The sequence below is a fragment of the Streptomyces lomondensis genome (assembly GCF_014651035.1).
GTDB lineage: Bacteria > Actinomycetota > Actinomycetes > Streptomycetales > Streptomycetaceae > Streptomyces > Streptomyces lomondensis.
Genome location: NZ_BMWC01000006.1, coordinates 15644 through 36643, shown reverse-complemented (window position 1 = coordinate 36643; position 21000 = coordinate 15644). Strand labels below are relative to the sequence as shown.

Here is a 21000-nt window from a genome sequence, read left to right as displayed (position 1 = left end):
GGTCCTCAGTCGGCCGCCGGTGCGGCGAGGGGAGCGGCGGCCGGGACCTCCGAGCGGTGCTCGGCGAGCACGCCGGTGCGGTGCCGCTGGACGAACCAGTAGTAGGCGAAGCCGCCGCCCGCGATGACCGCGACGAACAGCACCGCGCCCCAGCGCAGGTACCAGTGGTAGGGCTCCGTGGCGTTGTAGACGGCGGCCCGCGGCCAGATCAGGTTGAGCGTCATGGCCGCGCCCCACAGCACGGCCAGGATGTTGACCGGCAGACCCCAGCGGCCCAGCGAGAAGCGGCCCCCGTCCGCGGGCTGCCACTTTCCGCGCAGCCGGGCGACCAGCAGCGGCACCGTGACGCCCAGGTAGGCGAGGTAGATCATGATGATGCCGATGCTGGTGACGACGGTGAAGATCTGCGGCTGGCGGATGTTGACCACCAGGATCGCCAGCGCCAGGATCCCGATGATCACGGTCGGCAGGACCGGCGTCTGGAACCGCGGATGGCACTTGGCCAGCTTCGAGGACGCGGGCAGGTTGTTGTCGCGGGCCATCGCGAACGCCAGCCGGACGGCGGCCGTGTGCACCGCCAGGGCGCACACCGTCACCGCGATGAGCACGCACCACAGCATCGCCTTGCCGGCCGTCGGGCCGAGCACGTCCAGGACGATGTACTGGAGGCCGTCCGTGGACAGCTTCTCGCCGTTCAGACTGGACACGCTCATCAACGCGAGCAACAGGATCAACCCGCCGAGGATGAACGACGCGACGATCGCCCGGATGATCGCGCGGGGCGCGTTCCGGGTCGGGTCCAGGGACTCCTCGCCGAGCGAGGCGGCCGTGTCGAAGCCGTACATGACGTACGCCGAGGCCAGCGAGGCCACCAGGAAGGCGCCGAGGTACCCGTTGCCGTAGCCGGCGCCGGTGCCGTGCGTCTCCATCACGACCTGCGGACCACGGGTGATGTGGACGGCGAACAGGACGATCAATACGACAGTGGCGATCAACTCGATGAACACGCCCGCCGTGTTGATCCTGGCCATCAACTTGACGCCGAAGGCGTTCACGAGGGTCGTGAAAAGGATCAACACCGCGGCCAGGATGACCGCGTTGGTCGCCACGTCGTACGTACCGGTGCCGTCCCCCACGAACTGGAAGACCGACGAGATCTGCGGCAGCGTCAACTGGTAGGCCAGCGCCACGGCCGATATGGACACGATCGAGGCGATCAACATCATCCACCCGGCGAGCCAGCCCAGATGCGGATTGCCGATCTTCTTCGACCAGTTGTAGACCGAGCCCGCCACGGGATAGCGGGCGGCGAGCTCGGCGAAGCACAGCGCGACCATGAACTGGCCGGCGAAGACCATCGGCCACGACCACCAGTAGGCGGGGCCGCCGCTGCCGTAGCCGAAGTAGAACAGCTGGAAGGTGCCGGTCAGGATGGAGATGTAGCTGATCCCGGCGGCGAAGGTGTGGAAGTTGCCGAGGGTGCGCTTGAGTTCGGGTCTGTAGCCGAACTCGGTGAGTTCGGCGTCGTCCTGGCCGTGTGAGTCTGCGGACTGCGCGGTTGCTTTCATGGGCGGTTCCTCAATGGTGGTCCTCAGGGCGGTTTCCGGTCAGTCGAACCAACCCTGGGGGCTGGGGCGGGTGTTGCGCCAGATGTGCTTCGTCTCGCGGTACTCGGCGAGCCCCGCCGGCCCGAGTTCGCGTCCGAAGCCGGACTGCTTGAATCCGCCCCACTCCGCCTGCGGGACGTAGGGGTGGTAGTCGTTGATCCAGACCGTGCCGAGCCGCAGCCGGGCCGCGACCCGTGCCGCGCGGGCCTCGTCGCTCGTCCACACGGCGCCCGCGAGGCCGTAGACGGTGTCGTCGGCGAGCCGTACGGCCTCCTCCTCGCTCGTGAACCGCTCGACGGTGAGGACCGGCCCGAAGGACTCCTCCCGCACCACCGACATCCCCGCGGCGCACTCGTCCAGCACGGTGGGCAGGTAGTAGAAGCCGCCCACGAGGTCCGGCCGGTCGGGGCGCGTGCCGCCGCAGCGCAGCACCGCGCCCTCCGCCAGGCCCCGCGCCACGTACGCCTCGACCTTGGCCCGGTGCGCGGCCGAGATCAGCGGGCCGGTCTGCGCCCGCTCGTCGAACGGCCCGCCCAGCCGGATGTCCCGCGCCCGGCGTACGACCTCGTCGACGAACCGGTCGTGCAGCGCGTCCTCCACGAGCAGCCGCGCCCCGGCCGAGCACACCTGCCCCGAGTGCAGGAACACGGCGGTCAGCGCCATGTCGACGGCCGTCTCGAAGTCGGCGTCGGCGAAGACGAGGTTGGGGTTCTTGCCGCCGAGTTCGAGGGCCACCTTCTTCACCGTCCCCGCCGCGGCCGCCATCAGGCGGCGGCCCGTCTCCAGGCCGCCGGTGAAGGAGACGAGGTCCACGTCCGGATGGTCGGCGAGCGGGGCTCCCGCTTCCGGGCCGGTGCCGAGGACGAGATTGCCGACGCCCGGCGGAAGTCCGGCTTCCGCCAGTAGCCGCAGGAGGTGGATCGCGGTGTGCGGGGTCAGTTCGCTCGGCTTGAGCACGACCGTGTTGCCCGCCGCCAGGGCCGGGGCGACCTTCCACGCCGTCTGGAGGAGCGGGTAGTTCCAGGGCGTGATGAGCCCGCACACACCGACCGGCTCGTACACCACCCGGCTGTCGACGTCCGCCCGGCCGGTGTCCACCACCCGGCCGGTCTCGCTCGCCACCAACCGCCCGAAGTAGCGGAAGCAGTTCGCGATGTCGTCGATGTCGTACTCGCTCTCCACGAGCCGCTTGCCCGTGTCCAGGGACTCGGCGCGGGCGAGGGCCTCCTTGTCGCGTCCGAGGAGGTCCGCGACGCGCAGCAGCAGGTCGCCTCGTTCGTGCGCCGGGGTCCGCGGCCAGGGCCCCTCGTCGAAGGCGCGGCGGGCCGCGGCAATGGCCTCCACGGTGTCCTTGCCGCCCGCCTCGTCCACGACCCCGACCAGGGAGCCGTCGGCCGGGCAGCGGATCTCACGGGTGCGCTCGTCCACCGCGCCCCGCCACGCGCCGTCAATGAACAGGTCCGGCATGCGCGCCTCCCAGACGCTCGACGAGCCATGCGTGGAAGATCCCGATGTGGTGCTCGTTGGGGACCAGCACACCGCCCTTGCGGTACGCGCGGGAAGACATCGCCGGCTGCGTCCGTTCACAGGCCTCGAAGTCCTGGACGTTCACCCTGTGGAAGAGCTCCACGGACTTCGACACGTCCGCCCCCGACTCCACCACCTCGGGCGCGTACAGCCAGTCGCACTCGACGACCGTGCGGTCCTCGGCGAGCGGGAACATGCGGTGCAGGATGACGTGGTCGGGGACGAGGTTGACGAACACGGTCGGCTTGACCGTGATGGCGTAGTAGCGGCGGTCCTGGTCGGCGCTCACCGCCGGGAGCTTGCCGAAGCCCTCGCTGCCGTCCACCGTGAAGCCCTTGACCTCGTCGCCGAACTCGGCGCCGTGGCCCACGTAGTACTGGGCGGCGTAGCCGTCGGCGAACTCCGGGAGCACCTCGGTCAGTTCCGGGTGGATCGTCGCGCAGTGGTAGCACTCCATGAAGTTCTCGACGATCAGCTTCCAGTTCGCCTGCACGTCATAGGTGATGCGTTTGCCGAGTGCGAGGTTGTCCGTGCCGTAGTGCTCGATCGCGGCGATGTCGCCGAGCCGCTCGACGGCCGCGTGCACGACCGTGTCCTCGAAGGAGGGCGGCTCGTCCGCCAGGCACACCCAGGCGTAGCCGAGCCACTCGCGCAGGGCCACCTTGATCAACCCGTACGCGGTGCGGTCGACGTCCGGCATCTTGATCAAGTTGGGTGCGGCGATCAACTTGCCGTCAAGGTCGTACGTCCACGCGTGATACGGACACTGGAGCGTACGGCGGATCTCGCCCGACTCCTCCATGCACAGCCGGGCCCCGCGGTGCCGGCAGACGTTGAGGAAGGCGCGCAGGTCCCCGTTGCGGGTGCGGGTGATGATGACGCTCTCGCGACCGACCTGGACGGTGCGGAAGGCGCCCGGCCGGTCCAGGTCGGAGCCGCGGACCGCGCAGAACCACATCGACTCGAAGATGCGCTCCTGCTCCTGCCGGAAGACGTCCGGGTCGGTGTAGTAGCGGCCGGGGAGGGTGGCGATCAGGCTCGGGGTGATCGGGGTCGTCGTCACGAGAGGAACGCCTCCTACCGGCGGATTCGGGTCATCTTCGGATCGAACAGCGGCTCGTCGGCGACCGTGGCCGGGACCTTCTCGCCGAAGTACTCGATGTGCACGCCGGTGCCCGCGGCGAGAGGGGCGGGCAGCCAGGCGTACGCGACGCAGCGGCCGAGCGTGTAGCCGTACGACGCGCTGGTGACGTAGCCCGCTGCGGTGCCGTCGACGTACACCGGCTCCTTGCCGAGGACGACGGCGGCGGGGTCGTCGAGGAGCAGGGGGGTGAGGCGGCGGGTGGGCTCCGCAGCCCCGCGCAGGGCCGCCTGCCCGACGAAGCCCTCCTTGTCCATGCGCACGGCGAAGCCGAGACCCGCCTCGAACGGGTCGTGCTCGTCGGTCATGTCGACGCCCCAGGCGCGGTAGCCCTTCTCCAGGCGCAGGGAGTTGAACGCCGAGCGGCCGGCCGCGACCACCCCGAGCTCCCGGCCGGCCTCCCACAGCGTGTCCCAGAGCCGGAGCCCCAGGTCGGCGGTGGTGTACAGCTCCCAGCCCAGCTCGCCGACGTAGCTCAGCCGCATCGCGGTCACCGGGACGTGCCCGATGTACGTCTCCTTAGCGCGGAAGTAGCCGAAGCCCTCGTGCGAGAAGTCGTCGGGGGTGAGCGGCTGGACGAGGTCGCGGGCGAGCGGGCCCCAGACGCCGACGCAGCAGGTGCCGGAGGTGATGTCCCGGATGTGGATGTCGCCGGGCGCGTGGCGCAGGAGCCAGTCGAGGTCGGCGGGGGAGTTGGCGCCGACCTGGAAGCGGTCGGGGGCGAGGCGGGCCACGGTCAGGTCGGAGCGGATGCCCCCCGACTCGTCGAGAAGGAGGGTGTAAGTGACCGCTCCGGGCTTCTTGCGGAGGTTGTTGGTGGTCATGCGGTCGAGGAAGCCGAGGGCTCCGGGGCCGGTGACCTCCAGGCGGCGCAGGGGGGTCATGTCGTAGAGGGCGACCCGCTCGCGTGTCGCCTTCGCCTCGGCCGCCGCGACGGGGGACCAGTGGCGGGCCGACCAGGCGTTGCGCTCGGGGAGGGGGCCGAGGCCGGCCACGAGCGGGGCGTTCGCCTCGTACCAGTGCGGGCGCTCCCAGCCGCCGCCCTCCAGGAAGTACGCGCCGAGCTGCTGCTGACGGGCGTAGAAGGGGCTGACGCGCAGCGGACGCGGCCGTTCCATCGGCTGGAGCGGATGGACGACGTCGTACACCTCGACGAACTGCTGCGCACCGCGCTCGCGGACGTACGACGGTGAACGCTGCGCCTCCTCGAAGCGGGTGAGGTCGCACTCGTGCAGGTCGAGCGACGGCCGCCCGTCCACCATCCACTCGGCGACGGCCTTGGCGACACCGGCGGAGTGCGTGACCCAGACGGCCTCGGCCAGCCAGAAGCCGCGCAGCCGCCGCGACTCGCCGAGGACCGGCATGCCGTCCGGGGTGAAGGAGAACACGCCGTTGAAGCCGGCCTCGATCTCGGCGTCACGCAGTGCGGGCATGAGGCGGCGGCAGTCGGCCCAGCTGGGGGCCCAGTCCTCCTCCGTGAAGGGATAGGAGGAAGGCATGTCCATGTCCCGGGCGCGGGCCTCGTCGTACGGCAGCACCGCGAACGGGTCGACGGGCAGGGGCCGGTGGGCGTAGGAGCCGATGCCGATGCGGTCGGTGTGCTCGCGGAAGTACAGGTCCCGGTCCTGGAAGCGGAGGATCGGCTTCGAGGCCTCCGCGGTGGCACCGCTCAGCTCGGGGAGCGGCCTGGTCCTGGCGTACTGGTGGGCGAGCGGTTGCAGCGGCACGTCGACCCCGGCCATGCGGCCGATGACCGGGCCCCAGAAACCCGCCGCCGAGACGACGTGGTCGGCGGGGAAGGTGCCCCGGTCGGTGACGACGGCGGTGACCCGGCCGTCGTCCCGCTCGATGCCGGTGACCGTGTGCCGGTCCAGGAAGCGGGCGCCGCGCGCGGTGGCCCGGGCCATCTGGGCGCGGGCGGCGAGCAGAGCGCGGGCCAGGCCGTCGTCCGGTGTGTGGAAACCGCCGAGGACCATCGACTCGTCGATCAGCGGCCACAGTTCCTTGCAGCGCGCGGCGCTGACGATCTCGCCGCGCACGCCCCAGGAAGCGGCGAAACCGGCCCTGCGGTGCAGCTCGGCGAGGCGCTCGGAGGTGGTGGCCAGTTCCAGGCCGCCCACCGGGTCGAAACACGGGACGCCGTCGACGTCGAGGGAGCCGAACTTCTCGACCGTGTACCGGGCGAGGGCGGTAAGCGTCTTGGACGGGCTGGTCCGGAAGACGAGGCCGGGCGCGTGCGAGGTGGAGCCGCCGGGAGCGGGCAGGGGCCCCTGTTCGAGGACGGTGACGTCGGTCCAGCCGCGTGCGGTCAGCTCGTCGGCGAGGGAACAGCCGACGATGCCGGCGCCGACGACGACCACGCGGGGGTTTTCGGGTGTGCTGGACATGCCCCTCCTTGCCGGGACGGGTGGGCTCGTTGGGGGGAGTGGGGCGGTGGGCCTGTGCGGTTTGTGGGACCGGGCTCTGGAGGCTCAGGGCGTCGGCACGTTCCGGCGCTCCGCCGCGATCGTGGTGTCCGGGCCGTGTCCGGTGTGGACGGTCGTGTCGCCGGGCAGGGTGAGCAGCCGGTTGCGCAGGGACGCCTCGATGGCCGGGCGGTCCGAGTAGGAGCGGCCGGTGGCGCCCGGGCCGCCGTGGAAGAGGGTGTCACCGGTGAACACGGCGTCGAGGAAGGGGGCGTAGAGGGAGCAGCTGCCCCAGGTGTGGCCGGGTGTGTGAACGACCCGCACATGGATGCCGGCGACGGTGAGGACGCGGCCGTCGACGAGGTCGCCGTCGGGCTTGCGGGCGGGATGCGTGTGGGACCACAGCTCGTGGTCGTCGGGGTGGAGCAGGACCGGCGCGCCGGTCAGGACGGACAGCTGGGGCGCCGCGTCGATGTGGTCGTCATGGGCGTGCGTGCACGCGATCGCCGTGACCCGGCGGCCGGCGACGGCCTCGTGGATCGCACGGGCGTCGTGCGCGGCGTCGACGACCCGCACCTCCTCGTCGTCACCGACGAGCCAGACGTTGTTGTCGACGTCGAACGTCTCCCCGTCGAGGCTGAACGTGCCGGAGGTGACGACGCGCTCCACGCGCACGGCGCTCACAGGACGACCACCGAGCGCAGCACCTCACCCCGGTGCATCTTCGCGAACGCCCCTTCCACCTGGTCCAGCGGGATCGTCTCGCTGACGAACGCGTTCAGGTCCAGCAGCCCGTACAGGTACTGGTCGATCAGGAACGGGAAGTCGCGGCTCGGCAGACAGTCGCCGTACCAGGACGACTTGATCGCGCCGCCCCGCGAGAACACGTCGATCAGCGGCAGTTCGACCTTCATCTCAGGGGAGGGCACGCCGACCTGGACCAGCAGACCCGCGTGATCGCGCATGTAGAAGGCCTGTTGGAAGGTCTCGGGGCGGCCCACGGCGTCGATGGCGATGTCGACACCGAAGCCGCCGGTGAGTTCCCGCACCGCCTCGACCGGGTCCGTGCCCCGGGAGTTGACGGTGTGCGTCGCGCCGAACTTCTCGGCCTGGTCGAGCTTCCTGTCGTCGATGTCCACGGCGATGACCTTCATGGCGCCGTTGAGGCAGGCGCCCGCGATCGCCGCGTTGCCGACGCCGCCGCAGCCGATGACGGCGACCGAGTCGCCCCGGCCGACGTTGCCGGTGTTGACGGCGGCGCCGTATCCGGCCATCACGCCGCAGCCGATGAGGCCGGCCGCCTCGGGACGTGCGGCCGGGTCGATCTTCACCGCCTGTCCCGCCGCGACCAGCGTCTTCTCGGCGAAGGCGCCGATGCCGAGGGCGTTGGTGAGCGGTGTGCCGTCCAGCAGGGTCATCGGCTGGGCGGCGTTGCGGGAGTCGAAGCAGTACCAGGGGCGGCCACGGCGACAGGAACGGCAACCGCCGCACGGAGCACGCCAGGCGAGCACCACGTAGTCGCCGGGCTTGAGCTCGGTGACACCCGCGCCGACGGCCTCGATCGTGCCGGCCGCCTCATGACCCAGCAGGAACGGGAAGTCTTCGGTGATCGCGCCCTCCCGGTAGTGCAGATCCGTGTGGCAGACCCCGCAGGCCTGCACGGCGACGAGGACCTCGCCGGGCCCGGGATCGGGAACCAGGATCGTCTGCACCTCGACGGGTGCGCCCTTCTCGACAGCGACTACGGCACGGACCTCATGTGGCACGACCTGGCTCCTCTGCTGTTGCGCAATGCACGATGGGTTGCGCGATGAGGAACATAGTGGGAACGCCACCGAGGAGCCGTCAAGAGGTGCGAGTCATGGTTCGCGTCAACCCTTGGAAAACGGCACGGGAGGGGCGAAACACGCCGGACACACAACAGCGCGGGACCAGGGATTTCCCCTGGTCCCGCGCTGTGCGCCCTACGTTCCGGGCGACCTGCCCGCGCTACGTCAGAAGCCGTAGCCCATCCGGCGGGACAACTCGGCGGCCGCCGCCTCGGTGCGCTTGGCCACCTCCGGCAGCCGGTCCGGGCTCAGCCGGTACACCGGTCCCGAGACGCTGAGCGACGCGATGACCTTGCCGTCGTGCGCGCGGACGGGCGACGCCGCTGCCGCCAGCCCGATCTCCAGCTCCTCGACCGTGATCGCGTACCCCTGCTGCACCACGGTGTCCAACTCGCCGCGCAGCATGGACGCGACCGTGACGGTGCGCTCCGTGAAGCGGTGCAGCGGGCGTGCCAGCAGGCCCTCGCGCAGGGTGGGCGGCAGGTGGGCGAGCAGCACCTTGCCGCTGGACGTGGCGTGCAGCGGGGTGCGGCGGCCGAGCCAGTTCTGCGCGGTGACGGAGGCCGTGCCGCGGGCCTGCATGATGTTGACCGCCGCGTCGTCGTCCAGGACCGCGATGTTGACCGTCTCGCCCAGCTCGTCGGCGAGTTCCCGGCACACCGGGACACCCTCCTGCGAGACGTCCAGCCGCACTGCCGCCGCCCCCGCGAGGCGCAGTACGCCGGCGCCCAGGTAGTACTTGCCGCGGTCCTTCGCCTGGGCCACCAGGCCGCGGTTCTCCAGGACGCCGAGCAGCCGGAACGCCGTGGACTTGTGCACGTCCAGCTCGTCCGCGATCTCGGTGACGCCCGCCTCACCGTGCCGGGCGAGGATCTCCAGCACGCTCACCGCGCGGTCCACCGACTGCACGGCGCTCGCCGCGCCTCTGCCGCCCTGTTTCGCCGTGCTCCCGGTCGGGTTCTCGTCGCCGTCGGACTGCTTCTGCGTGCGGGTCATGGCTCAACTCTCACCACCTGTCGGCCCTGTTTGGGCCGCATCTGCGGGAAACCCTTGACGCGACGGTCGCCCCGCCCGGATTCTGTTGCGCATAGCGCTGGCTCATGCGCCATGTGAAACATCATGTTACCGAAGCGTCTGGATCTCGGAAGGGGACGACCACCCGAAGAGGGGTCGGCCCCGACGTCGGGGCCGGACGACGTGCACCAACACCTTTCCGTGCCCGGGCCCGCCTCGGTCCCGGCACTCCCTGAACTGCCCACAGTCTGGCCGAACGGCTCCGGGCCACGCGTCCCGGACCGAGAGGGGGGCCCGTGATTCCCGTCTGCCGCCTCGAAGACCTCCCCAAGGGTGAGTCCGTCCGCGTCGAGACGACACCGCCTGTCGCCGTGTTCCACACCGACGACGGCGATCTCTACGCCATCGACGACACCTGCACCCACCAGGACGCCTCTCTCTCCGAGGGCTGGCTGGAGGGCTCCCTGGTCGAATGCCCGCTGCACGCCGCCTCGTTCGACCTGCGCACGGGCATGCCGACCTGCCTTCCGGCGCGCCGCCCCGTCCGCACCCACCGCGTCACCGTCGACGACGGCCTCATCCACGTCCACCTCGCGGCGGAGGAGGGGACGGCTGCGTGAGGGCGATGCACGGGGGAGTGGACGGCTGCGTGGGGGCGATGTTCGGGGGAGTGGACGGCCGCGTGAGGGCGATGCGCGGAGGAGTGGACGGCCACCTGAGGGCGATGCGCGGTGGCGCGCCGGCCGGTGTGGCCAGTGCGTCCACCTTGCTGAGGGGGCGCCCCGCGACCGGTGAGGCAAGTGCGCCGCACGTTCCGAGGAGGCACCCCGCATGCGAACCGTGACCATCGTCGGTGCCTCGCTCTCCGGCCTGTACACCGCCCGGGAACTGCGCGCCCAGGGCTACGACGGGCGTCTGGTGATCGTTGGCGACGAACCCCACCACCCCTACGACCGGCCTCCTCTCTCCAAGGACTTCCTCACCGGCCGCGCCGACGAGGCCCGACTCGCCCTCACCGACGCCGAGGAGACCGCCGAGCTCGACGCCGAGTGGCTCCTCGGCGTCCGGGTCCGCGCCCTCGACGCCCGGGCCCGCACCGTCCTGCTGGACGACGGCCGCACCGTGTCCACCGACGGCCTCGTCATCGCCACGGGCGCCTCGGCCCGCCGCCTGCCCGGCGACAGCCTCGCCGGCGTGCACACGCTCCGTACCCTCGACGACGCCCTGGCCCTGCGCGAGGAACTCGCCCGGGGCCCGCGCCGCGTCGTCGTCATCGGCGGCGGCTTCATCGGCGCCGAGACCGCGTCGTCCTGCTCCTCCCTCGGCCACGCCGTCACCGTCGTCGAGGCCGCCCCGCTGCCTCTCGTGCCCCAACTCGGCGCCGACATGGCCGCCGTGTGCGCCGCACTGCACCGCCGTGGCGGTGTGGACCTCGTCACCGGCACCGGCGTGGCCGGCCTGCGGGGCACCGCGACGGTGACCGGCGTGGATCTCACCGACGGCCGCACCCTCCCCGCCGACACCGTGATCGTCGGAATCGGTGCCGTCCCCAACACCGCCTGGCTGGTCGGTTCCCCCCTGGCCGTGCGCGACGGCGTCCTGTGCGACGACGGCTGTGTGACGGCCCTGCCGCAGGTGGTCGCCGTCGGCGACGTGGCCAGTGTCGGCGGCCACCGCGCCGAGCACTGGACGTCCGCCACCCTGCAGCCCCGCATCGCCGTGACCAACCTGCTCGCCGGACGCACCGTCGAGACCGCGGACGCGCTGCCCTACTTCTGGTCCGACCAGTACGGCGCCCGCATCCAGTTCGCCGGCCGGTGCCGGGACGACGACACCGTCCGCATCACCGAGGGCGGGCTCTCCGACGGCGCACCCGCCGAGGGCGGATTCCTCGCCCGCTACGAGCGGGACGGCCGTACGACCGCGGTGCTCGCCGTGGACCGCCCGCGCCCGTTCATGCGGGCGAGACGCGAACTCGCCAGGGACGCCGGGGAGAAGCGAATGCCGTCCGTCACCCCATGATCACCCATGAGAGGGACGCGGCTCGGGATCGGCCGAGTGCCTGGTTCTGCTCCGGGCGCCTCGACAGACCCCTCGCCACACCTTCCTTACAACTGGGGCGCCATCGTTATGGACGGCACACCTTCTTTACGGCTGGGGCAACTTCCTTACGAATGGCATGGCTTCCTTACGGATGGCGCAATTTTCTTACGGATCGCGTGGCTTCCTTACGGGTGGGACAACTGCCCGGCCCCGCCCCGCCGGCGTATCCGCTCCTGCGCCCGCTCGGCAGCGCGTGCCTGACGTCGGGCCCGGCGCCGCTCGCGGCGCAGTGCCCGTGCCGTGCTGCTCGGCATGGACACCACGCCGTTGCGCTGGTTCCAGACCTGACGCGTCACCCACACGTCGAGCGCTCCCCAGGTGGCCACGATCGTGCTGACCACACTGCTGATCACCATGGGGAACGCCAGCCAGGACCCGGCCATCGTGCACAGGAACGCCACCATCGCCTGAATCAGCGTCACCGCGATGAGCAGGACCGCCCGCACCGCCGCCGTCCGTACCGGGTCCGGCAACCGGCGCCGCCGCGCCGGCTCCTCGACCCACAGGGGCCGGTAGTGCTGCTGCTCACGTATGTCACGGCCCACCTCGTGAGCCGGTACCTCCCTTGCCTGAGCCGGGACTTCCGTCTCGCCGGCTGTGGTCTCTGCCGCGGCAGCGGGAGTGCCGTGATCAGTCGCCTCGGAATTCCGATGCCCCGTCACTTGCGCCCCACCAGCCCTGGGCGCCCCGCGCCGCTCCGCCGTGCCCATCAACGTGTCACTCCCCACCGCCAGCAGACCGCTCGCTCGCATCCGAAGACCCGTGCTCCCCAGTGGCTGCCCGGCTTGCGCTGTTTTACGCCGCCCGGGTGCGGGATGCGGCTCCTGTGGCCGATTCCGCCCCCGTTTCCCGTAGAGAAGGACGAACGACCCACCCGGAAGATTCCCAGGAACCGAAAAATTTCAGCCAACCGCCCTGGCCGACCAGGGGGATTGGCCTGCCTGCTCACCATCGGTTTCGGGGAGACAACTCCCGCCATGACCGGACAACTCCCTATGCCTCGTGGCTGGCGCGGAAGTTCACCTTCCGGACCGGTCTTCGAGTTCCCTGTGCGTCGGTAGTAGGCTCGCGCCGTTTGTTGACGCACATGTGTACCCCCGGTAGGTCCGGGGGCCCGAGCTGGGGGAGGCCATGCGCTTTCGCGGGAAGTCCATCCGCCGGAAGATCGTGGCGCTGCTTCTCGTGCCGCTGGTGTCCCTGACCGCGATCTGGGCCTTCGCCACGGTGCTCACGGGGCGTGAGGCGGGCGACCTGTTCAACGTGTCGTCCGTGGTGGAGAAGATCGGCTACCCCGTCGAGGACACCGTCCGCGTCCTCCAGGAGGAACGCCGCCAGACCCTCGTCTACCTCGCCGACCCTCGTGCCTCCGAGGGGCTCGCCGCGCTCCGGCACAGCCGGACCGCCACCGACAAGGCCGTCGGCAGCATCCGCGAGAACGCCCGGAACCCGGACGTGCGCGACGCCATGGGCGAGGACACCGACGAGCGGCTGACCGCCGTCCTGGACGCCTTCGACGGCATCGAGTCGCTGCGCCGCAGCGTCGAGGACGGCACCGTCAACCGCTCCCAGGCTCTCGACCTCTACAACCGGCTGGTCGACCCGTGCTACGCCCTGCTCGCCAACCTGCGCGTGGTCGACAACGTGGACCTGGACAAGCAGTACCGCGCGCTGGTCAACCTCGCCCGGGCCCGGGAACTGCTCTCCCGCGAGGACGCCCTGCTCGGTTCCGCCCTGATCGTCGGCCGGATCTCCCACGCCGAAGAGCGTGACATCTCCGACCTCGTGGCCCAGCGCACGCTGTTGTACGACGTCAACCTCCAACTGCTGCCCGTCGCGGAGCGCGACCGGTACGAGAGCTTCTGGAAGAACGCCTCCTCCGCACCGCTGCGGGTGGCCGAGGAAGCGGCCCTCGACTCCGGAGCCGGAACGCCCCGCGGCGTCACCGCGAAGAGCTGGGACAGCGCCGCCGGCAATGTGCTCGACGAACTCGGCACCCTGAACGACCAGGCCAACGACCGCTACCAGGACCGCGTCCACCCGGTGGCCATCGGCGTCATCGCCAAGGCGGTCGTCGCCGGCGCACTCGGCCTGATCGCGCTCCTGCTCTCCCTCTTCCTCTCCGTGCGCGTCGGCCGCACCCTCATCCGCGATCTGCGGCAGCTGCGTCTGGAGGCCCACGAGGCGTCCGGAGTGCGGCTGCCCAGCGTGATGCGCCGTCTGTCGGCGGGCGAGCAGGTCGACGTCGAGACCGAGGTCCCGCGCCTGGAGTACGACAAGAACGAGATGGGCGAGGTCGGCCAGGCCCTCAACACCCTCCAGCGCGCCGCTGTCGAAGCCGCCGTCAAACAGGCCGAACTGCGCGCCGGCGTCTCCGAGGTCTTCGTCAACCTCGCGCGCCGCAGCCAGGTCCTGCTGCACAAGCAGCTCACCTTGCTCGACGCCATGGAGCGCAGGACCGAGGACACCGAGGAACTCGCCGATCTGTTCCGCCTCGACCACCTGACCACCCGCATGCGCCGGCACGCCGAGGGCCTCGTGATCCTCTCCGGCGCCGCTCCCTCCCGCCAGTGGCGCAAGCCCGTCCAGCTCATGGACGTCGTACGCGCCGCCGTCGCCGAGGTCGAGGACTACGAGCGCATCGAGGTCCGCCGTCTGCCGCGCATCGCCGTCACCGGCCCGGCCGTCGCCGACCTCACGCATCTCGTGGCCGAACTCCTGGAGAACGCCACGGTCTTCTCGCCGCCGCACACCGCCGTCCAGGTCCTGGGCGAGCGGGTCGCCAACGGCTTCACGCTCGAGATCCACGACCGCGGCCTCGGTATGGCGGCCGAGGCCCTCCTGGACGCCAACCTCCGGCTCGCCGAGACGCCGGAGTTCGAACTGTCCGACACCGACCGGCTCGGCCTGTTCGTGGTCAGCCGTCTCGCCCAGCGACAGAATGTCCGGGTCTCCCTCCAGCCCTCCCCGTACGGAGGCACGACCGCCGTCGTCTTCATCCCCGACGCGCTGCTGACGGACGACGTCCCGGACACCAACGGCCTCGGGTTCCGCCTCGACCGCCCCCAGCTGGCCAAGGAGAGCGAGCCGCAGGACAACCGCCGCGCCGCACTCTCCCAGGCGTCCGCCCAACGGCCCGGCCTGCCGGCCTCGCTCCTGGACGGACCGGTCGAGCTGGAGGCCCCTGTCGACCTGGACGCCATCGACGACTTCCCCGGCGCCATCGAGGACGAAGACAGCGAGCACGGCGGCCTGTTCCGCCCGCGCCACTCCCTCATCCGCTCCCAGGACGAGACGGCCGGCCGCCGCGCCGACCCGCACCAGCCTGCCGCCGGCTCCCGCGACGCACGCGACCGCACGGACACCGAGGACGACCTGAGCGCTCCCGTCCCGCTGTCCCGCCGCCACGCCCCCAAGCTGGTCAGCTCGCACGGGCGCCCCGTCACCGAGCAGCGCCCCCGGCGCGGGAAGACCGACGAGGAGACCACGGCCACCGGCCGAGCGGAGCCGGGGGCCACCTCCTCGCTCCCGTCGCGGCGCCGGGGTGAGGACTCCACGGGCGGCCGGGCCCCGGGCCGGCCCGGGCCGGAGCCCACGTCCCCGCTCCCGGTGCGGCGCCGCACCGAGGGCTCCGCGACCGGCGGCGAGTCGCAGCAGGACGCACCGCCGCCTCTGCCGGCCCGGCGCCGGGGCACGGAGTCCACGCGCCGGGGCATCGGCGCGGGCGGTCGCACCGAGGACCGCAGCGCATCCCCTGCCTCGTCCGGCAGCGCCGCGAGCGACCACTCGGAGCCGCCCGTTCTGCCCCAGCGGTCCCGCCGCGCGGAGATCGCCTCGAGCGGCCCGGACGCCCCCGGCCGCTTCTCCGGCCCCGCCCCGGAGATGCCCGGCGGGCCCACACACCACGAGGCCGACTCCGGCGCCGCGCGCCCGGAGACCGGCCCGGCACGGCGGGGGGACGACCCCCGCTCCGCACCACAAGCGCCTCGCTCCGGCTCCGCGCCGCTGCCCCGGCGCGTTCGGCAGGCCAACCTGGCCCCGCAGCTGAAGCGGGGTCCCGAGCCTCGTACCGAGGCCAAGGCCGAGCCCGCAGAACGCGACGCCGAGGAAGTACGCAGCCGGATGGCCTCGCTCCAGCGCGGCTGGCAGCGCGGCCGCGAGGAGAACGCCGCGGGCGACTCGGCCCACAGCGGCGCAGCACGACAAGGAACGACAGAGGGGGACGGTCGATGACCGCACCGAAGGCCACCGGCCACACCGCAGCCAACAAGGGGGAGCTGAACTGGCTCCTCGACGACCTGGTGGACCGCGTCGCGAGCATCCGCAAGGCCCTCGTGCTTTCCAGCGATGGTTTGCCGACCGGCCTGTCCAGGGACCTGACCAGGGAGGACAGCGAGCATCTGGCCGCCGTCGCCTCCGGGTTCCACAGCCTTGCCAAGGGCGTGGGACGCCACTTCGAGGCGGGCAACGTCCGCCAGACGGTCGTCGAGCTCGACGACGCCTTCCTGTTCGTGACGGCCGCCGGCGACGGCAGCTGCCTCGCCGTCCTGTCGGACGCCGACTCGGACGTCGGCCAGGTCGCCTACGAGATGACACTCCTCGTGAAGCGGGTGGGTGTGCATCTGGGCGCCGCTCCGCGCACCGATCTGCCCGCAGGCGGGTAGTGGGATGACATGAGCGCTGACGGTCAGGGAAGAAGCCACTGGTTCGACGACGAGGCCGGACCGGTCGTCCGTCCGTACGCCATGACGCGCGGCCGCACGAGCAGCCATGGCCAGCACCGGCTGGACCTGATCGCGGTCGTGGTCACGGAACCGCACGCGGACGATCCGGAGGCGGACCACATGCTCTCCCCGGAGCATGTGGACATCGTCGAGCTCTGTCGTGACGTCCCGCAGTCGGTCGCCGAACTCGCAGCGGAACTCGACCTGCCGATCGGGGTGGTACGGGTCCTTGTCGGAGATCTCGTGGACGCGGAATTCGTCCATGTGAACCGGCCCGTACCCCCTGCCGAGCTGCCGGACGAGAGTATTCTGCGCGACGTGATCAACGGCCTCCGGGCGCTGTGAGCAGCGCGGAAGCGGGGTACTGACGTGACTGGCTGGCAGTTCTGGGTCGACCGGGGCGGCACCTTCACCGACATCGTCGCGCGGCGCCCGGACGGCCGGCTGCTCACGCACAAGCTCCTGTCGGACAATCCGGCACGCTACGCCGACGCGGCGGTCGAGGGCGTCCGCACCCTGCTGGCCGGCTCCGCCGACCCCGTCGAGACGGTCCGCATGGGCACCACGGTCGCCACCAACGCCCTCCTGGAGCGCAAGGGCGAACGCACCCTCCTGGCCATCACCCGCGGCTTCCGCGACGCCCTGAGCATCGCCTACCAGAACCGCCCGAGCATCTTCGCCCGCCGTATCGACCTGCCCGAGCTGCTGTACGAACGGGTCGTCGAGATCGACGAGCGCATGGCCGCCGACGGCACAGTCCTGCGCGCCCCGGACCTGGACGCCCTTGCCGGCCCCCTCCAGGAGGCCTACGACGACGGGATCCGGGCCGTCGCCGTGGTCTGCATGCACAGCCACCTCCACCCCGCCCACGAGCAGGCCGTGGGGGAGCTCGCCGCCCGCATCGGCTTCCCGCAGATCTCGCTCTCCAGCGAGGTCAGCCCTCTGATGAAACTCGTCCCCCGCGGGGACACCGCCGTCGTCGACGCCTACCTCTCGCCCGTACTGCGCCGCTACGTCCGGCACGTCGCCGACGAACTCGAAGGCGTACGGCTGATGTTCATGCAGTCCAACGGCGGCCTGACCGAGGCCGGGCAGTTCCGCGGCAAGGACGCCATCCTGTCCGGGCCGGCCGGCGGCATCGTCGGCATGGCCCGCATGTCGCAGCTCGCCGGCTTCGACCGCGTCATCGGCTTCGACATGGGCGGCACCTCCACCGACGTCTCCCACTTCACGGGCGAGTACGAACGCGTCCTCACCAGCCGGATCGCCGGCGTTCGGCTGCGCGCCCCCATGCTGGACATCCACACCGTCGCGGCCGGGGGCGGCTCCGTCCTGCACTTCGACGGTTCCCGCTACCGCGTAGGGCCGGACTCGGCGGGCGCGGACCCGGGACCCGCCTGCTACCGCGGCGGCGGCCCGCTCGCCGTCACCGACGCCAACGTCATGCTCGGCCGCATCCAGCCCGCCCACTTCCCGAACGTCTTCGGAGCGAACGGCGACGAGCCCCTCGACGAGGCACTCGTCCGGGACCGCTTCACCGCCCTCGCACGCGAGATCGGTGAGCAGACCGGCGACGACCGCACGCCCGAGCAGGTCGCCGAGGGCTACCTGCGGATCGCCGTCGCCAACATCGCGTCCGCCGTGAAGCGGATCTCCGTCCAGAAGGGCCACGACGTCACCCGCTACGCCCTCACCACGTTCGGCGGCGCCGGCGGCCAGCACGCCTGCATGGTCGCCGACTCCCTCGGCATCCGCACCGTCCTCGTGCCGCCCATGGCCGGTGTCCTCTCCGCGCTCGGCATCGGCCTCGCCGACACCACCGCCATGCGCGAACAGTCCGTCGAGGCACCCCTGGAACCCGCCGCCATGCCCGGCGTCCGCAAGACCGCCGACGACCTCGAAGCGGCGGCACGCGCCGAACTCCTCGCCGAGGACGTCCCCGAGGAGCACATCGAGGTCACCCGCCGCGCGGAACTCCGCTATGACGGCACCGACACCACCCTCACCGTCGAGCTGACCGAGCCCGACACGATGCGGCACGCCTTCGAAGACCGTCATCGCGCCACGTACTCCTTCACCCTCGACCGCCCGATCGTCGTCGAAGCCCTCTCCGTCGAAGCCACCGGCATCACCGAACCCCCCGATCTCTCCGCTCTCGCCCCCTACGAAGCCCCCACGGACGGCAGCCCCGCGGCGCCGCGCACCGTCCGCCTCCACACGGGCGGATCCTGGCGCGACGTACCCCTCCACCGCCGCGAGGACCTTCCTCCCGGCGACACCGTCACCGGCCCGGCGATCATCACCGAAGCCGGCGCGACGACCGTCGTCGACGACGGCTGGCGGGCCGCGGCGACCGACGACGGGCATCTGGTCATGGAACGCGCCGCGATTACGCAGAGTTCCGATCTCGACACGAAAGTCGACCCGGTTCTGCTTGAGGTCTTCAACAACCTCTTCATGTCCATCGCCGAACAGATGGGCGCCCGTCTGGAGTCCACCGCCCAGTCCGTCAACATCAAGGAGCGCCTGGACTTCTCCTGCGCCCTGTTCGACCCGGACGGAAACCTGGTGGCCAACGCCCCGCACATCCCCGTCCACCTGGGCTCGATGGGGACGAGCGTCAAAGAGGTCATCCGCCGGCGCGGTTCACGCATGCGCCCGGGCGACACCTACGCCGTCAACGACCCGTACCACGGCGGCACCCACCTGCCCGACGTCACCGTGATCACCCCGGTCTTCGGCACCCCGTCACCGGCCGACACGGAGAGTGACCCGGCGATCCTCTTCTACGTCGCCTCACGCGGCCACCACGCCGAGATCGGCGGCATCGCCCCCGGCTCCATGCCCGCGAACAGCCGCACCATCGAGGAGGAGGGCGTCCTCTTCGACAACTGGCTGCTGGCCGAGAAGGGCCGCTTCCGCGAGGACGAGACCCTCCGCCTCCTCACCGAGGCGCCGTACCCCTCCCGCAACCCCAGGACCAACCTCGCCGACCTGCGCGCCCAGATCGCCGCCAACCAGAAGGGCGTCGACGAGGTCGGCCGCATGATCGAGGAGTTCGGTCTCGATGTCGTCCAGGCCTACATGAGGCACGTCCAGGACAACGCCGAGGAGGCCGTATGCCGCGTCATCGACGCCCTCGACGACGGCGACTACGCCTACGAGACCGACTCCGGTGCCGTCATCCGCGTGGCCGTGCGCGTGGACCGCGAGAAGCGTGCCGCGACCATCGACTTCACCGGCACGTCCGCGCAACTGCCCACCAACTTCAACGCGCCCTTCTCGGTCGTCAACGCGGCCGTCCTGTACGTCTTCCGCACCCTCGTCGCCGACGACATCCCCCTCAACGACGGCTGTCTGCGTCCCCTGAGCATCGTCGTACCGCCCGGCTCCCTGCTCGCCCCCGAGCCGCCGGCCGCCGTCGTCGCGGGCAACGTGGAGACCTCGCAGGCGATCACCGGTGCCCTCTACGCGGCGCTCGGCGTCCAGGCCGAGGGCTCCGGGACCATGAACAACGTCACCTTCGGCAACGCACGCCACCAGTACTACGAGACCGTCGCCTCCGGCTCCGGTGCGGGCGACGGCTTCCCGGGCGCACCCGTCGTCCAGACCCACATGACCAACTCACGCCTCACCGACCCCGAGGTCCTGGAGTGGCGACTGCCCGCGCGCCTGGAGGAGTTCGCGGTCCGGCGCGGCAGCGGCGGTGCCGGCCGGTGGCGCGGCGGGGACGGTGCCGTGCGCCGCATCCGTTTCCTGGAGCCCATGACCGTCTCCACGCTCTCCCAGCACCGCCGTGTCCCCCCGTACGGCATGGCGGGCGGCGAGCCGGGCGCTCTCGGCGCCAACCGGGTGGAACACGCCGACGGTACGGTGACCGAACTCGGCGGCAGCGGCTCCGCGGACGTCGTCCCCGGCGACGTACTCGTCATCGAAACCCCAGGCGGCGGAGGCTACGGCCGGCCGTCGCCCGACCCCCATCAAGCAGGAGAAGAGATCGATGATCTTCGGGCGTTCTGAGCGCGGCAAGCCTCCGGTCGAGCCCGTCACGCTCAAGATCCTGGTGGCCGGCGGCTTCGGCGTGGGCAAGACCACGCTCGTCGGCGCGGTCAGCGAGATCAGGCCGCTGCGCACCGAGGAACTGCTCACCGAGGCCGGGCGCCCGGTCGACGACACCAGCGGCGTGGAAGGCAAGCACACCACGACCGTCGCCATGGACTTCGGCCGTATCACACTGCGTGACGACCTGGTGCTGTATCTCTTCGGCACGCCCGGCCAGGAGCGGTTCTGGTTCATGTGGGACGAGCTGTCCGAGGGCGCGCTCGGTGCCGTCGTGCTCGCCGACACCCGCCGCCTGGAGGACTGCTTCGCCGCCGTCGACTACTTCGAACGGCGCGCCATACCGTTCCTCGTCGGCGTCAACTGCTTCGAGGGCGCCCCGCGCTACCCGGTCGAGGACGTCCGCCAGGCCCTCGACCTCGACGACGGCGTACCACTCATGATGTGCGACGCCCGCGACCGCGAGTCCGTCAAGGAAGCGCTCATCGGCGTCGTCCAGCACGCGATGGCCTACGCGGCCGACCGCCGCCAGACGGTGACCACCTGACGCGACCGCCGGCACGGCCCGTACCCCGCCGACCGGGGTACGGGCCG

15 protein-coding genes are annotated in these 21000 nt (G+C 71.3%); 7 read left to right on the top strand and 8 right to left on the bottom strand.

Features of this window, described 5'->3' with window-relative positions; all coding sequences use genetic code 11:
• Window positions 1-5: 5 nt before the first annotated feature.
• The 7 genes from IE255_RS20940 to IE255_RS20910 all read right to left on the bottom strand — a co-directional run bounded on the left by IE255_RS20940 (window position 6) and on the right by IE255_RS20910 (window position 9505).
• Entirely contained in the window at window positions 6-1568 is a 1563-nt protein-coding gene (locus IE255_RS20940; protein ID WP_190051888.1) for an APC family permease, read from the bottom strand.
• Window positions 1569-1607: 39 nt separating this feature from the next.
• On the bottom strand, window positions 1608-3074 hold the full coding sequence (locus tag IE255_RS20935) for an aldehyde dehydrogenase family protein (protein WP_190051887.1): 1467 nt from the start codon (window positions 3072-3074) through the stop codon (window positions 1608-1610).
• Window positions 3055-4197, bottom strand: coding sequence for an aromatic ring-hydroxylating oxygenase subunit alpha (locus tag IE255_RS20930; protein WP_190051886.1), 1143 nt, complete (start codon window positions 4195-4197; stop codon window positions 3055-3057). The genes IE255_RS20935 and IE255_RS20930 overlap by 20 nt, the downstream gene beginning before the upstream one ends.
• Before the next feature lie 14 nt (window positions 4198-4211).
• Window positions 4212-6662 (bottom strand): GcvT family protein, encoded by a 2451-nt coding sequence (locus tag IE255_RS20925; RefSeq protein ID WP_190051885.1) that lies wholly within the window; start codon window positions 6660-6662, stop codon window positions 4212-4214.
• 84 nt (window positions 6663-6746) lie between these two features.
• Window positions 6747-7364, bottom strand: a complete 618-nt coding sequence (locus IE255_RS20920) for an MBL fold metallo-hydrolase (protein ID WP_190051884.1) — start codon at window positions 7362-7364, stop codon at window positions 6747-6749.
• Window positions 7361-8446 (bottom strand): S-(hydroxymethyl)mycothiol dehydrogenase, encoded by a 1086-nt coding sequence (locus IE255_RS20915; RefSeq protein ID WP_190051883.1) that lies wholly within the window; start codon window positions 8444-8446, stop codon window positions 7361-7363. The genes IE255_RS20920 and IE255_RS20915 overlap by 4 nt, the downstream gene beginning before the upstream one ends.
• 228 nt (window positions 8447-8674) lie before the next feature.
• Window positions 8675-9505: an IclR family transcriptional regulator gene (locus tag IE255_RS20910; RefSeq protein ID WP_190051882.1), complete on the bottom strand. Its 831-nt coding sequence runs from the start codon at window positions 9503-9505 to the stop codon at window positions 8675-8677.
• A gap of 314 nt (window positions 9506-9819) precedes the next feature.
• Between IE255_RS20910 and IE255_RS20905 the strand changes: the two genes are divergently transcribed.
• Together IE255_RS20905 and IE255_RS20900 are read left to right on the top strand one after the other, a co-directional pair.
• Window positions 9820-10143: a bifunctional 3-phenylpropionate/cinnamic acid dioxygenase ferredoxin subunit gene (locus IE255_RS20905; RefSeq protein WP_190051881.1), complete on the top strand. Its 324-nt coding sequence runs from the start codon at window positions 9820-9822 to the stop codon at window positions 10141-10143.
• Between the two features lie 211 nt (window positions 10144-10354).
• Window positions 10355-11545: an NAD(P)/FAD-dependent oxidoreductase gene (locus tag IE255_RS20900; protein ID WP_190051880.1), complete on the top strand. Its 1191-nt coding sequence runs from the start codon at window positions 10355-10357 to the stop codon at window positions 11543-11545.
• A 206-nt stretch (window positions 11546-11751) separates the two neighbouring features.
• Here the strand turns inward: IE255_RS20900 and IE255_RS20895 are convergent, their stop codons facing one another.
• Complete coding sequence (locus tag IE255_RS20895) at window positions 11752-12354, bottom strand: hypothetical protein (RefSeq protein ID WP_308280902.1); 603 nt, start codon at window positions 12352-12354, stop codon at window positions 11752-11754.
• Between the two features lie 403 nt (window positions 12355-12757).
• Here IE255_RS20895 and IE255_RS20890 point away from each other — a divergent pair, with 403 nt between their 5' ends.
• The 5 genes from IE255_RS20890 to IE255_RS20870 are packed head-to-tail and all read left to right on the top strand — an operon-like array spanning window position 12758 to window position 20953.
• Window positions 12758-15856, top strand: a complete 3099-nt coding sequence (locus IE255_RS20890) for a sensor histidine kinase (protein ID WP_190051878.1) — start codon at window positions 12758-12760, stop codon at window positions 15854-15856.
• The gene (locus IE255_RS20885) at window positions 15853-16287 is read left to right on the top strand and encodes a roadblock/LC7 domain-containing protein (protein WP_190051877.1); all 435 of its coding nucleotides are present in this window, start codon (window positions 15853-15855) and stop codon (window positions 16285-16287) included. Before IE255_RS20890 ends, IE255_RS20885 begins: the two co-directional genes overlap by 4 nt.
• Window positions 16288-16296: 9 nt before the next feature.
• The gene (locus IE255_RS20880; RefSeq protein ID WP_190051876.1) at window positions 16297-16692 is read left to right on the top strand and encodes a DUF742 domain-containing protein; all 396 of its coding nucleotides are present in this window, start codon (window positions 16297-16299) and stop codon (window positions 16690-16692) included.
• A 24-nt stretch (window positions 16693-16716) separates the two neighbouring features.
• On the top strand, window positions 16717-20367 hold the full coding sequence (locus IE255_RS20875; RefSeq protein ID WP_190051875.1) for a hydantoinase B/oxoprolinase family protein: 3651 nt from the start codon (window positions 16717-16719) through the stop codon (window positions 20365-20367).
• Window positions 20348-20953, top strand: a complete 606-nt coding sequence (locus IE255_RS20870) for a GTP-binding protein (RefSeq protein WP_190051874.1) — start codon at window positions 20348-20350, stop codon at window positions 20951-20953. Before IE255_RS20875 ends, IE255_RS20870 begins: the two co-directional genes overlap by 20 nt.
• The last annotated feature ends 47 nt before the right edge of the window (window positions 20954-21000 follow it).